Consider the following 14354-nt stretch of genomic DNA (forward strand, 5'->3'; position numbering starts at 1 on the left):
TCCCCTCCTCTATGTTTATGCGATAACGCGTGCGACGATTAATCCGATGACCATCCAGGCCCCGAATAACGTGTTGACCTTCGCCGTCATCGCCATCGCCGGCATCAGGTCGGCCGGCTCACGTTTCACCCAGAACCGCTTCACCGCACGAATCATGATCGGAACGGTCATTAACGAAAGCAATACCCAAGGCGTGACCCCGTAAACGAATACGGCGACGAGGATACCAATCAGCGCTACGATAAAGAATCCGGCCAAAACGAGCACGGCCCGGCGATGTCCGACGAGACACGCGATCGTGCGTCGTCCGTTCACCTTGTCGTTATCCAAGTCTCGAATATTGTTGGCCAGTAAAATCGCCCCGATCAAGAGCGCCATCGGGAACGACACGAGCAACAACTCAGTCGTCACCGTGCCGATTTGGATATACCCTGAAATCCCGATGATGACGTAGCCCATGAACAATCCGGCGACGAGTTCACCGAACGGCGTATACGCGATCGGAAGCGGGCCACCCGTATACAGATAGCCGACCACCATCGACAACGCTCCGATCCAAAGCAAATGCCAGCTCGTCGAAGCGGCAATGTATAGACCGAGAACTCCCGCGACGCCATACATCCCGAGCGCGATGCCGAGCACTTGACCCGGCGTGAACCCGTCTCGCACGATCGAGCCGCCAATTCCAATCGAGCCCTCGTGGTCGAGCCCGCGTTTGTAGTCATAGTATTCATTAAATAAATTCGTCGCGATTTGAATCAAGACCGAGGCGATGAGCATCGCCAAGAACAGACCCCATTTCAAATCGGTTTGACCGACGACGATAAACGTTCCTAACAGCACCGGAATAAAGCTCGCCGTCAGTGTGTGCGGACGAATCATGCGCCAATAAGCACCTTTCTCTCTCTTCTTCATCTACTTCCCTCCCTTCGTTAGTTTACGTCTCCACAAAAAAATCTGTCAATGCCCGCCCCTCAATCGTCTGAAGTCATGTTTCTCGAGCATTTGACGGGCAGTACAGCCGTTAAGTCATGATACACTAAAAGATGAATATTCTATCGGATTGAGGAGGCTTTTCTTATATGCCAGATACTCAAACACACATTAAACAACGAATCGAACAAGCGCATAAACGCGCACGCGCATGGCAACGACCTGTCCTTGCCTCATACACGTGGGAGATCCCTTCGTTCGACGCGTTTCATATCATTCAAAATACAGAAACATCACACTATTATTTTTCGACACCCGATCGCTCACTTGAAATGCTCGGTTGTGCCGACGCGCTCGTCTTGACGGCGTCCGGACCCGAACGGTTCCAACGTCTGCAATACGACTGGAGCCTGCATCGCCGAGATGTCGATGCCGTCATCTATGCGTTCTCAGGATTTTCGTTCGATACGTTCGTCCGACCTCAAAAAAACATGTGGGACTCATTCGGCGAGGCGGCTTTAGTCGTCCCTAAATTTTTATACCGTCGTTCCGGTGACAAGCACACGTTGACGGTGTCGACCCTTGTTTCTTCAAACCAGACCGTTGAACAATATTTAATTCAACTAGCCGACCAATTGGCCCAGTTCAACGCCCTGCACGCGCCCGATGAGTCGACACCGACGTATTCGAAAGTAAAAGACGGCGTCGATCACTTTAAATCAAGTTTTCAACAGGCGAAAGGATATATCGCCGAAGAAAAAGTCGAGAAACTCGTCATCGCCCGGGAAGAGATTTACCAGACGTCAGATGAAGCGTTCCCGTTCGCGAAGACGCTACGGCACTTGTCTGAACATCAAGAAGGTAGTTACGTGTTCTTATATCAACCGAAACGGGAAATCGGATTTTTCGGGGCCACACCGGAGCGGCTCGTCCGTAAACAAGGACCGCATATCGAGACCGCGGCCATCGCCGGCACGATCAAACGCCCGGATACGGACGCGGAAACCGAGACGGCGAAACAGCAGTTGTTGCATGACCGTAAAAATTTAGAGGAGCACCAAATCGTCGTCAAAGACATTCAAAACGCTCTCACGCCTTATGCAGCGACCATTCATGTCGCACCGTCCCCGACGATTTTAGAGAACCGCTCGGTATTTCATTTACACACACCGATCAAAGCGACTTTGGACACGAACGCGTCTCTCCTCTCCATCATTGAGTCGTTGCACCCGACACCCGCACTCGGCGGTTCTCCGAAGCGGACGGCCGTCCGCTTGCTGCGCGACATCGAACGGTTCGATCGCGGCTGGTACGGCTCACCGTTCGGCTGGTTGAACACCGACGGAGAAGGTGAATTTGTCGTCTCCATCCGTTCGGCCCTCGTCCAGCATCAGTTCGTGGCATTATACGCAGGCTGTGGAATCGTCCAAGAGTCTGAACTCGAATCAGAGCTAGCCGAGACAGAAGTCAAATTGAGCCCGATCAAGCAAGCGCTCGGGTTAGACCAAGTCATTTCAGGAGGCAATCACGAATGAACGATATGTTAACGAATTGGGTATCCCATATGATGAATCGACTCGTCGAAACTGGGATTTATGACGTCGTCATCAGTCCCGGTTCGCGTTCTACACCGCTGGCGATGGCCGCGTATTTGCACCCGAATATACGCCATCACGTCGTCGTCGATGAGCGTTCAGCCGCTTTCTTCGCGCTCGGACTAACCCGCGCTGGCGAAGACGTTCGGCCGGTCGCATTAATTTGTACGAGCGGCACAGCCGCTACCAACTATTTTTCAGCTATCGCCGAGGCAACGATTTCCCAGCTCCCGCTCGTCGTCTTGACGACAGATCGGCCGCATGAGTTGCGTAACGTCGGGGCCCCGCAAGCAATCGATCAAGTCCGTCTCTACGGTGAACATGTGAAGACGAGCCTCGATCTACCGGTGCCCGAGCCAGAGAGTCTGCGCTATATGGAACAAGCCGTCGGACGTCTCGTACGCTTGAGTGCGCAGGCCCCGCTCGGACCGGTCCATATTAACATTCCGTTCCGAGAACCGTTACTGCCCGATATCGAACGTCTGAAGTCACAATTGACCGCCGCTTCGAGACGGAGCGAGACCTCGTACATTCGTCCCGTCACCGACGACTTGGCTCGCTTCAAACAAGAGACGGCCGTCGAACGGCTCGCTTTCGTCGTCGGACCTGGCACGCCGACGTCTTGGCTCGAAACCATCTACAACGTAGCAAACACTCACCGAATTCCGGTGTTCGCCGATCCGCTCAGTGGCATGCGTTGCTTTGACGGCGTTTTGACGAATTATGACACGTGGCTCGCAAGTGAGCATAGCCCAGAATGGACGCCGAATGCGGTCGTTCGCTTCGGTGCTGCTCCTGTATCGAAACGGTTGAATGAATGGCTCAAACAGACCCACCAAATCTTGATTGAACAGCCTGGCTCGTTTCGCGACCCATCGAGTCGTGCGACTGTCGTCTACGGCGACGCGAATGATTATTTGGAGGTCATCGACGTCCCGTTTGACGACGTCTACCGCGCTCGTTTTTCCTTATTCGAACAAGTCGCCGAATCGGCCAAACCAAGTCTGAGCGGTGAGAGCGCCTTGACGCGTCACGTCTTGAACGCTCAGATCGACCGCTTGTTCGTCAGCAACAGCATGCCGATCCGTGACGTCGACACGACGCTCGGCGCCGGACAAGCCGTATCCGTCTTCGCCAACCGAGGCGCGAACGGAATCGACGGAATCATCTCGAGCGCGCTCGGTGCTTGCTACGACACAGAACGAGCCGCGTTACTGATCGGTGACTTGGCGTTCTATCACGACAGCAACGCCCTGCAGTTACTAAAAACGCATCCTGGCTCGTTCTCGATCATCGTCGCCAACAACAACGGCGGCGGCATCTTCTCCTTCTTACCGCAAGCATCAATCGAGCCACAGATGTTCGAAGACTTGTTCGGTACACCGCTCGACTTGAACATCCGTGGCTTCGCCGACACATACGGGCTTAGCTATCAACTGCTCGAACGTCCAGAAGACGTGACAGCAGCGATCGAGGCCGGGATACAATTGATCGAGTTCCCGTCCGACCGTGCCGACAACGTCTTATCCCACCGGAACTGGACGGAATCGATTTGCACGCGTCTCACGTTGGAGAACGGGACGTGAGACATACTGTCCGTGACGTGTCGTATGAAGTGCTCGAGCACGGGTCCGGAAGACCGGTCCTCTTGTTGCACGGCTTCACGAGCAACGCCGGATGGCTCTCGTATTTCCCTGACTTGCCGGTGCGCCTCGTCGCCCCATCCCTGCTTCAACATGGACAGACCGGCAGTTGCTCGGTCGCCCGCGCGAAGATGAGCCAACAAGTGAAGGATTTGTCGACGCTGCTCGACACGGACGAAAGGCCGTGGACGGTCATCGGCTATTCGCTCGGCGGCCGCATCGGGATGACACTCGCAGCCTGTGACGAGCGCGTGGACCACTTCATCGGGATTAGTACGACGCCCGGTCTCACCGCTTCAGAACGACGAGCGCGACGCGACGCCGATGAACGGCTCGCGCGACGAATCGAGACGGACGGAATCGAAGCGTTCGTCGCCGCATGGGAGATGCTCCCGCTTTGGCGTCAAACGGACGAGATGCGGGCCTCGCTTCGACATGAGCGGCTCGCTCAAGACCCGTCAGCGCTCGCGAACAGTTTGCGCGCCATCGGGACCGGCAGTATGCCGTCGCTATGGACGCATCTTGACCGCCTGCCTCGAACCGATTTGATCGTCGGTGCGCACGATGTGAAGTTTCAAACGATTGCTCGCGATATGCGTGAACGTCGTCCAGACATTCGGATACACGAAATTTCGGGTGCGGGCCACGCTCCCCATATCGAGAACACCCAACAATTTGGTACAATGATAGAGAAATTGATTTTAGGGGGAATTTAAATGGAATCAGTAGCAAACTGGACATCGGTCCGTACGTATGAAGACATTAAATATGAGAAGTGGAACGGGATCGCAAAAATCACGATCAACCGCCCGGAAGTTCGGAACGCGTTCCGTCCGCTCACGGTCAACGAATTGATTGACGCGTTCGCGCGCGCCCGTGACGATAAAGAAGTCGGCGTCATCATCTTGACAGGTGAAGGCGATCAAGCCTTCTGCTCAGGTGGCGACCAAAAAGTTCGCGGTCACGGCGGCTACGTCGGTGACGATGATATCCCGCGCTTGAACGTCCTTGATCTTCAGCGCTTGATCCGAGTCATCCCGAAACCGGTCATCGCCATGGTCGCTGGATACGCCATCGGTGGCGGACACGTCTTGCACCTCGTCTGTGACTTGACGATTGCGGCCGACAACGCTCGTTTCGGTCAAACTGGACCGAAAGTCGGATCGTTCGACGCCGGTTACGGTTCAGGCTACTTGGCCCGCATCGTCGGACATAAGAAGGCTCGTGAGATTTGGTACTTGTGCCGTCAATACGACGCACAACAAGCGCTCGACATGGGGCTCATCAACACGGTCGTCCCGCTCGAACAGCTTGAAGCCGAGACGGTCCAATGGTGCCAAGAGATCTTGCAACACTCGCCGACAGCACTCCGCTTCTTGAAAGCTGCGATGAACGCTGATACGGACGGCTTGGCCGGGATCCAACAGCTCGCCGGTGATGCGACGCTCCTTTACTACACGACAGATGAAGCAAAAGAAGGCCGTGACGCCTTCAAAGAAAAACGTGACCCTGACTTCGGTCAATTCCCGCGTTTCCCGTAAATCGTAAGAGAGTAGCGAATTCGCTACTCTTTTTTTGGAGGTAATTGTGATGGATTATGATTTGAAGCAACATCCTGTCGACACGATCGCCCTCGTCACCGCAACGGAACGTCTGACGTGGGGCGAATTGATCGATGAGAGCTCGCGCTTGGCACACTTTTTAGGCCGGACCGTTCCGGACGCTCGTCACATCGGACTGTATGCGTCAAATAGTAAAGACTATGTCGTCGCAGTCCACGCCGTCCATTTGCTCGGAAAAGTACTCGTCCCGTTGAATACACGACTGACCACAAGCGAACTCGCAATGCAACTCGACAAGGCCCACATCGACATCTTACTCGTCGATCAGGAAATCGACCTCAACGTCCCTCAAATCGACGTGAGCGTACGCGATCAAGAGCCATTGCGCCGACATCATCGCTGGGGGCGTGACGAGGTGATGTCGCTCATGTTTACGTCCGGCACGACCGGACACGCCAAAGCGGTGCAACAGACGTACGGAAATCATCGCGCGAGCGCCGAGGCCGCAAAAAAACATCTCGGATACGAGCCGACCGACCGCATGCTCGTCGTCACACCGCTGTTCCACATGAGCGGACTCGCTCAAGTGTACCGCTGTGCCTTGTTCGGCTCAGCATTATACGTTGAACCGAAGTTCGACGTCTTGCGTACGATCCAATTGATCGCGTCCGAACGGATCACCCATCTTTCCCTCGTCGCCATCATGCTCGGGCGACTGCTCGACTCAGGATTGACAAGTCACCATCTCCGCGTCATTCTCGTCGGAGGCGGACCGGTGCCACGGCCGTTGCTCGAAGAAGCAGACCGCCGCCACTTGCCGATCGCGCAGACGTACGGGATGACGGAAACTTGCTCTCAAGTCGCGACGTTGTTGCCGTCCGAAGCACTGGACCATATCGGTTCAAGCGGTCAAGCGATCGCACCGACCCACATCCGTATCAGTCGCGATGGTGAGATCGAAGTCAATGGCCCGACCGTCACGCCCGGCTATTATAACGAATCGGAAGCGAACGCTTGGACCGAGGACAGGTACTGGCGAACCGGCGACCTCGGAACGATCCAAGACGGCTATTTATATGTTTTGGATCGCCGGAGCGACTTGATCATCTCGGGCGGAGAAAACATCTATCCCGCGGAGATCGAGAGCGTCCTGTTGCGATGCCCCGGTATCGAGGACGCAGGTGTCACCGGGAAGCCTGACCCGACATGGGGCGCCGTCCCGATCGCCTATATCGTCGGGACGTACGACCCTCACGAACTTACGCAAATTTTAAACGATCACCTCGCTAAGTATAAGCACCCGAAGGCATTGATCGCGGTCACTCAGCTCCCACGAAACGCCAACGGAAAATTGATGCGATACCGCTTAAAGGAGACCGATTATGATTCAACGAGCTGACCTTTACATCGTCCCGCTCACGTTCAAACACCCGCTTGTGACAGCCCATTCCGTCTTGACGACGCGACGGACGGTCATCCTCCGTCTCGAAACGACCGACGGAGCAGTCGGATACGGGGAAGGTGTCGCCTTTGAGACGCCGTGGTACACGTCGGAGACGGTCCGCTCGACCGTCGACACGTCTGAACTGATCTATCGATTGTTGAACGGGCAGACGGTCAGCGCGACCACATTTCCAGACCATGTCCGTTCGATTATCGGGCACCCGATGGCAAAAGCGATGTGGGAGAGTGCACTCTGGGAAATCGAGGCCGCCCGTGCTGGCGTGACGCTAAAACAACTTTTGCAAGCCGGACATCACGTCGCTTGCGGGCGGACGATTGGGATCGGCTTGCTCACCGAAACGTTGAACGCGATCGAACAGGCGCTCGATTCCGGGTTCGAACGGATCAAGTTGAAAGCTTCGCCTCATGAGCTATTGACGGCGCTCGCGGAAGTGCGGACTTTTTTCCCGGACGCTCCGCTCATGATCGACTTGAACGGCAGTGCGCACGAGCAGCCGCTCGACTGGTTCGAACAACTCGATGCCCATCGCCTCTTGATGATCGAGCAGCCTTATCCGAGCGACTGCTGGGTCGACTCGGCCGACCTGCAAACAAAACTCAAGACGCCCATTTGTCTTGACGAGTCCATCACCTCACGGCAAGACGTCGAGACGATGAATCGGCTTCGGGCCGGACGCATCGTCAACATTAAACCTGCCCGCGTCGGGGGATTGACCGAGGCGCTCGCGATCCGTGACAGCGGTACCCCTTATTGGGTCGGTGGTATGTACGAATCATCGATCGGCCGTTATCATACGCTCTTATTCGCCTCGTTGACGGGTGCCGCCTATCCGGCCGACATGGCCGGAACGAGCGCCTATTTTGAGACTGACTTGCTCGATACGCCGCTCGACGTCGAAAACGGTCAGCTCTCGATCCCTGACGTCGTCACTCCGGATTGGAAAAAGATTCATCAGTTAAGCGAACAAATCATCCAGTTAACGTAAACAAGGATACAGACCGCGGTCTGTATCCTTGTTTGATTGCGTCATTCTTCTCGGAACGTGCCAGTCAACACTTCATAGCCGTCCTCGGTCACGATGACCGTGTGCTCAAACTGCGAGACGGGGCTGTCGTTCGGTGTGAATAACGCCCAGCCATCCTCTTCTGACTGGTAGACGATCTCGTCTTTCGTCGAGACGAACGTCTCGACCGCAATGACTTGACCGACTTTCAAGATGTCATTCTCTTCCCGGCTATAGTAGTTCGAGATCGTCTCCGGTTCGCCGTGGAGCGTGCGGCCGAGTCCATGACCTGCCAAGTTTCGAATGACGGTGAAGCCGTTTTTGCGGACATCCGCGTAAATCGCTTTTCCGATCTGGTTCACTTTCGTACCGGCCTTCACTTTGCTGAGACCTGCTTCGAGCGACGTGAGCGAGACCTCGACTAAGCGGACATGCTCTGGCGATTTCGGTGTGCCGGCGATCACCGTTCGTCCCGTGTCTGCATAATAGCCATCTTTCACGGCAGACACATCGACATTGACGATGTCCCCGTCTTTAATGACTTCTTTACCTGGAATTCCGTGGGCAGCCACTTCATTGATGGAGATACACGTATAGCCCGGAAACTCATACATCGTAATCGGCGCCGAGGCCGCTCCTTCTTCTTCAAGAATACGTTGCCCGATCGCATCGAGCTCTTTCGTCGTCATCCCTGGCGTGACGGCCCGTGCCATCTCATCCCTTGCCCGGGCGACGATTCTCCCAATCTCACGCAACGCATCATAATCGTAATCAAACATCATAATCCCTCTCAATCTAATAATCGGTTTTGGTATAAGTACTCTTCTGATAAATCGGCGAACAAAAACATGCCGTCCGGTAACGGGTAGCTGAACGTACGTGTCACTTCGTTGGAGCTGAAGTCGCGATAGTCTTCCGACAAATAGCCCCGCCCGCGAACACTCATCGCGGCCATCGTCCGGATAAAGTACGGTCGAAAACTCCAGTTATAGCCTCGGTATGTGTTATCGACTTTCCAAACGTGTTGCTCTTGGTAGACGTTCGCACTCGTCTGGAAGCCCGTTTGATCGGTCAAGTAGTAGCGGACGAGCATCCCTTCTAATTTAGGGACGATATGGAGCAGCCATTCATCCTTCTTATCCCGTGACCATTTCCCGGTTTGGACGAGCTCCGCGACTTTTCCGTGAAGTTCGAATTCTAGCTCATACAACCGCTTCAATCGCTCTTGGTCGTGCAGGAAGAACGCTGGAACTTCTTGCGTGAGCACACTCATTCCTTTTGCTTCACGCGGCGGGGAATCCTCTTGACGACCTAACAAGCCGCCCATGTAGTAACTCCCACCGTGCTGCCAGGCGTAACGCAACTGACCGAGATGATCGATTGACTTATAAAGCAGCGGGGCCCCGAGTTTCGAAGCGATGTATTCCATCGTCTGGAGCATTTGGGGGTAAGTCACCGACAACGTCTTCTTCTCGACCATCGTTGCTAAATCGACAAGCAACAACTCCGGTGCAATCGTCATGATGTCCTCGATACTCGTCGACTCCGCGAAGTCGAGCGCGACTCTCACACCAGAAGATCGATAATATTGGACGACACGGGACAGACGAGACACATCGACGAGCTCGGTCCCTTGAAGTGTCACAAATATCCGGTGGAGCGGGAAGTTCAATTCCCGTAACGGTGCTAAAAATGCTTCGCCCCCTTCTTCAAGGATCCATTCCGACCGGCAGCGGAACGTGACGAACTGCTTTTCGTCACGTAACGCTTCGGCGGCCAACCGTTCCATCCGCTTGGCGATGTCGAGTTGATACTCGACCGGTACGTCGTCATCATAAAAGAACGGGGTGAGCGACTCGCCCCTGAAATGGCCGTGTACCATGTAGCCTTCCACTTGAAACGTGGCCGCCCCGAAAATCGGTTCATACGTCACTTCGACTTCATTTGGATTCATCATCACATCCACTGCATCCAATTGGATCACCTCATCCTCATTTTCGAAACAAGAAAGCGAGCCGGTTTCAGCTCGCTCGTGTATGCACATACATATAGGCACCGAAACAAGCAATAAAATACACGATACTCATCACACCGTATCCGATTCCCATCTTCCCGCCGACGCCGATGGCCATGACCAACCAAATCATCGCGCCAAACAAAAGTGTGGCGACCGGAATATATCGGAAATTCGGACGTACTGTCCGCATAACAATCGGCTTCAATGCTAGGATGCACGCCAATAATATGACGAGACCTAAACCTAGTTCTACCATCCGTTGACACCTCATCCTTCAATCTCTACTCGTTCAGTGTAGCATGAGATAAATAAAAAAACCGCAAATCCACTTAAGGAAATGCGGTTTTCGTTTTATCGATTAGTCACGCGGACGACGTGGGCCACGGTCTTCTGATGAGCGACGACGATCGTCAGTCCCACCAGTGCGTTTTCCACGGTATCCACCGCCACCGCTACGTTCGCCTGAGCGTCCGCCACGGTCTCCGCCGCCAGTGCGACGGTCTCCGCCACCACTGCGTGCGCCGCCACGGTATCCACCGCGGTCGTTGCGTCCACCTTGACGTTTCACACGGACTGGTTCTGCGTAAGAGATTTCAACAGGTGTTGAATCTGGCTCTTTCGTCAAACCACGAAGTGCTGCTGCGAGAAGCTCGACTGCTTCGTACTCTTCAAGGAGCTCAGTCGCAAGTTGCGTGTAAGCTTTGAAGTCGCCCGCTTGAACGCGTTCGATCAAATCTTCAGCTGATTGCTTTTGGTTTCCTTCAAGTACTTCTGCGATCGTCGGTACGTGACGACGGTTCATTTTCTTGTTCGTCACACGTTCGATTGACTTCACTTGACCGAATTCACGTGGCGTGATGAACGTAAGGGCAGTACCTGTTTTACCAGCACGGCCTGTACGTCCGATACGGTGCACGTAGCTTTCCGGATCTTGTGGGACGTCAAAGTTGTATACGTGTGTGACACCTGTGATATCAAGTCCACGCGCCGCTACATCTGTTGCGACCAAGATGTCGATCGTGCCGTTTTTGAAACGACGGATGACTTGGTCACGTTTTGATTGCGTCAAGTCACCGTGAAGGCCATCAGCCGTGTAACCACGTTTGATGAGTGCTTCTGTAACTTCGTCAACACGTTTCTTCGTACGAGCGAAGATGATGCTGAGTTCTGGTGAGTCGATGTCGATCAAACGGCAAAGCGTATCGAATTTTTGACCTTCGCGCAATTCGAGGAACTGTTGGTTGATGTTTTCAACTGTCATTTCCTTCGATTTTACTTTGATGATCGTTGGCGACTTCATGAAGCGCTCAGCGATCTTCTTGATTTGTGGTGGCATTGTCGCTGAGAAGAGAAGCGTTTGACGTTCAGCCGGAAGGCCTTTCAAAATCATCTCGATATCTTCAACGAAGCCCATGTTGAGCATTTCATCCGCCTCATCCAAGATCACTGTTTGGATCTCGTCGAGTTTGATCGTCTTGCGTTTCATGTGGTCCATGAGACGTCCAGGTGTCGCAACGACGATTTGCGGGTTCTTTTTCAAGCCGCGGATTTGGCGGTCGATTTGCTGACCACCGTATACAGGAAGTGCGTATACACGCTTCGTTTCCCCGATTTTGTTCAATTCTTCTGCAACTTGAATCGCAAGTTCACGTGTCGGTGCAAGAACAAGTGCTTGGACTTGACGCGCCTTTGTGTCGATTCGCTCAATTGTCGGAATACCGAAAGCTGCTGTTTTCCCTGTACCTGTTTGTGCTTGGCCTAATACATCCGCTCCTGTAAGTGCGATTGGGATTGTTTCAGCTTGGATCGGTGTCGCTTCCTCGAAGCCCATTTTGAGTACACCTTTTACTAATGCTTCACTTAACTGTAAATCTTGAAATTTTGTCAAATTATATTCTCCTTTGTTCATGCAAAAAACGTCTGAGGTTAGTTCTGCAGACGTTCTTTAAATGTTTCCTCGTAGTCAACTCTTATTACTATACCGCATTTGTTTCTAAAATGAAAGAAATACATTCTAAAACTTTTTTTAGCCACCTGGACATGAGTAATCTTATTTCAATTTATACCCGTTGTCGAGTTTTTCAACTTGCTTTTCTTTCAAGAGCTTCCCGAGCGCCCGTTTGAAGGCCGCCTTGCTCATGCCAAACTCACGGTCGATCACGTCTGGGGCTGTCTTGTCGCCGTAAGGCATTTCACCACCGCGTTCTTCGATGTAAGAACGAATGCTTTCCGCATCCGGGTCGATCGCTTCATACGCTCGCGGTTTCATCGATACAAGAACGGTACCGTCTTGCTTCACTTGCGTCACACGTACTGCTAACTGTTCGCCGAGACGCGGCCACCGCGTCATCTCTGCTTCATGTAAGAAACCGAGTGATTCATTCTCGACCCAGACGTTGACACCGACGTCACGTTTGTTGACGACGATCGCTTGAACGTCTTGATTGCCCCACTCTTCTTTCGCAGGACGGGCAAGCAAGTTCAAATACGCATAATGAGCCGGTTCTCCGAGAAGACGGCCTTTTTGATCGTATTTGAGACGGACGCATAGCTTATCGCCTTCTTTCGGCCAATATGTCCGGTTTTCAGGAAGGTCGTCGAGCGAGACGAGCACATCCTTTTGAATGCCGATGTTGACGAACACACCCGTATTGTAGCGAACGCCTGTCACCTCGAACCATTCATATTCTTCAAACGATACGTTCGGAATCGTCATCGTCGAAGCGAGACGGCCTTCCGAGTCGTGATAAAGGAAGACACGCACCGTTTGACCGACTGTGACTTCTTCTGTTTGTTCTTTCCGATGAAGCAATACCTCTTCACGGCCGTTCCCAATAAATACGCCAAAATCGGCTGAACGTTCCGCAACTAGATCGACTACATCTCCTGCACGTAATACCATTCTATACACATCCTTTTTCATCTTATTACTGTCAGTATACCTACCTACACACGTTCTTAATCATATCACGTTCCTTTTCCTGCTTCAGGTCAATTGTGTCTAATTTGTGAACGCAGCAATGAACCACCCAACCGTCAAATCTCTAAATCGACCGAGTATCAGACGGAATTTTGTGACAATTTTGTGAACAATGTTTTTCCATCTAGTATCCACTTTTTGAAAACGTTATTATTAAAGGAGTGTTGTTTATAAAACAGGTTTCAGCAATGTCCGAACGGGGGAAATAAAATGTTTGATGTTCAATCTCGCTCATTTGCGAAACGCTTCATGAAGGGCCTTTTGATTGCATTCTTCGCTCTTCTCGCTTCGCTGAGTTTCATATTCTCAAACGGTGTCGATACGAACGTGTCGTCTTCCGTCACGATGGTTCAAGAGTAAGCGCCCTCTCGCTCGTCAGAAGGCGTTTTTTTGTTTTGTTCGACAAAAAAAGGAATTTTTTGCTCACTTGTCGAACGAGAAATACGTTCGGTTTTTTCAATTGAATCATCTGGGAAGGGAGAGTCACTCATGCTATTTTATTTTCTCACCACGATTCTTTCAGTCGTCGGTTTGTCCGTCTCGCTCCAAACCGGTTTTTTCAAAGATCCGATCGGCACATTCTTGTTCGCGGCGCTGCTCGCCATGGGTCTATCTTCATTTAAACAGCTTATCGCACAAATGAACGTGCTCTTGAAAGAAAGGCGCAATCAAAAGCGCATCGATCGCATCGTCGCTCGCATGCACTCCAGTTCACGCAAACGCTCTACATAACGCTCGTGTTCCCACGCCACTTTTGGTATTCTATTCTAGATAGAAGAGCACAACGGACTTGGACCGTAGGAGGCACAAACACGAATGAATGAAATCCCTTTATCGAACGAATGGCTGTTACGCTATTCACCCGTCATGGAGCTGTGGCTGAAAGAAGACGGCATTTTGCTCGTCGATGACGACAATCGAATCCGCCTCACCTTAGAAATTGGCAGTGATCACGTGATGCAGTTTAAGAGCATCGAGCAAGACGGTGCCTACTTTGTCGTTGACCCGGTGAATAAACGAATTACGTTCGAACTCGAGGAAGAAGAAGAGGAAACCGATTCTCGCTTCTGGGAATAAAGATTCATGTCTAAGAGTCAGATTCTCTGTGTGAGAAGAAGACTCTTTCTTGCTGTTTGGCTCTATTTTGAAAAGGAGA

At 52.6% G+C, this 14354-nt stretch carries 14 protein-coding genes; 8 read left to right on the top strand and 6 right to left on the bottom strand.

Going from position 1 to position 14354, the window contains the following annotated elements; genetic code table 11:
- Positions 1-15: 15 nt before the first annotated feature.
- Positions 16-915 carry a 1,4-dihydroxy-2-naphthoate polyprenyltransferase gene (locus tag EVJ20_RS10870; RefSeq protein WP_131441102.1) on the bottom strand — a complete coding sequence of 300 codons (900 nt, stop codon included), beginning with the start codon at positions 913-915 and terminating at the stop codon, positions 16-18.
- Positions 916-1082: 167 nt separating this feature from the next.
- Here EVJ20_RS10870 and EVJ20_RS10875 point away from each other — a divergent pair, with 167 nt between their 5' ends.
- From EVJ20_RS10875 to menC, 6 genes are read left to right on the top strand one after another with little or no spacing between them, the layout of a single operon-like run.
- Positions 1083-2468 (top strand): isochorismate synthase, encoded by a 1386-nt coding sequence (locus tag EVJ20_RS10875; protein ID WP_131441103.1) that lies wholly within the window; start codon positions 1083-1085, stop codon positions 2466-2468.
- The gene (gene menD / locus EVJ20_RS10880) at positions 2465-4114 is read left to right on the top strand and encodes a 2-succinyl-5-enolpyruvyl-6-hydroxy-3-cyclohexene-1-carboxylic-acid synthase (RefSeq protein WP_131508193.1); all 1650 of its coding nucleotides are present in this window, start codon (positions 2465-2467) and stop codon (positions 4112-4114) included. The genes EVJ20_RS10875 and menD overlap by 4 nt, the downstream gene beginning before the upstream one ends.
- Positions 4111-4887 carry an alpha/beta fold hydrolase gene (locus tag EVJ20_RS10885; RefSeq protein ID WP_236636378.1) on the top strand — a complete coding sequence of 259 codons (777 nt, stop codon included), beginning with the start codon at positions 4111-4113 and terminating at the stop codon, positions 4885-4887. Before menD ends, EVJ20_RS10885 begins: the two co-directional genes overlap by 4 nt.
- A complete protein-coding gene (menB, locus tag EVJ20_RS10890; protein ID WP_070328925.1) occupies positions 4888-5712 on the top strand; it encodes a 1,4-dihydroxy-2-naphthoyl-CoA synthase in 825 nt (274 codons plus the stop codon).
- Between the two features lie 49 nt (positions 5713-5761).
- Positions 5762-7132, top strand: coding sequence for an o-succinylbenzoate--CoA ligase (gene menE, locus EVJ20_RS10895; RefSeq protein ID WP_131508195.1), 1371 nt, complete (start codon positions 5762-5764; stop codon positions 7130-7132).
- On the top strand, positions 7116-8183 hold the full coding sequence (menC, locus tag EVJ20_RS10900) for an o-succinylbenzoate synthase (RefSeq protein ID WP_131465677.1): 1068 nt from the start codon (positions 7116-7118) through the stop codon (positions 8181-8183). Before menE ends, menC begins: the two co-directional genes overlap by 17 nt.
- 41 nt (positions 8184-8224) lie before the next feature.
- On the opposite strand, the gene map is transcribed toward menC, so the two are convergent.
- The 5 genes from map to EVJ20_RS10925 form a co-directional block, all read right to left on the bottom strand.
- A complete protein-coding gene (gene map, locus EVJ20_RS10905) occupies positions 8225-8980 on the bottom strand; it encodes a type I methionyl aminopeptidase (protein WP_131456863.1) in 756 nt (251 codons plus the stop codon).
- A gap of 11 nt (positions 8981-8991) precedes the next feature.
- Complete coding sequence (locus EVJ20_RS10910; RefSeq protein WP_236636384.1) at positions 8992-10185, bottom strand: EAL-associated domain-containing protein; 1194 nt, start codon at positions 10183-10185, stop codon at positions 8992-8994.
- Between the two features lie 37 nt (positions 10186-10222).
- A complete protein-coding gene (locus EVJ20_RS10915; protein WP_035385950.1) occupies positions 10223-10474 on the bottom strand; it encodes a hypothetical protein in 252 nt (83 codons plus the stop codon).
- A 102-nt stretch (positions 10475-10576) separates the two neighbouring features.
- Positions 10577-12106, bottom strand: coding sequence for a DEAD/DEAH box helicase (locus EVJ20_RS10920; protein WP_070328919.1), 1530 nt, complete (start codon positions 12104-12106; stop codon positions 10577-10579).
- Between the two features lie 162 nt (positions 12107-12268).
- Positions 12269-13120, bottom strand: a complete 852-nt coding sequence (locus tag EVJ20_RS10925; RefSeq protein ID WP_070328918.1) for a CvfB family protein — start codon at positions 13118-13120, stop codon at positions 12269-12271.
- A 567-nt stretch (positions 13121-13687) separates the two neighbouring features.
- On the opposite strand from EVJ20_RS10925, the gene EVJ20_RS10930 reads away from it, so the two are divergent.
- Together EVJ20_RS10930 and EVJ20_RS10935 are read left to right on the top strand one after the other, a co-directional pair.
- Positions 13688-13930, top strand: a complete 243-nt coding sequence (locus EVJ20_RS10930; RefSeq protein WP_070328917.1) for a hypothetical protein — start codon at positions 13688-13690, stop codon at positions 13928-13930.
- An 84-nt stretch (positions 13931-14014) separates the two neighbouring features.
- A complete protein-coding gene (locus tag EVJ20_RS10935; protein WP_016508370.1) occupies positions 14015-14275 on the top strand; it encodes a hypothetical protein in 261 nt (86 codons plus the stop codon).
- Positions 14276-14354: the final 79 nt, after the last annotated feature.

Origin of the sequence: Exiguobacterium sp. SH0S1 (genome assembly GCF_004337165.1) — a bacterium.
Lineage (GTDB): Bacteria > Bacillota > Bacilli > Exiguobacteriales > Exiguobacteriaceae > Exiguobacterium > Exiguobacterium aurantiacum_A.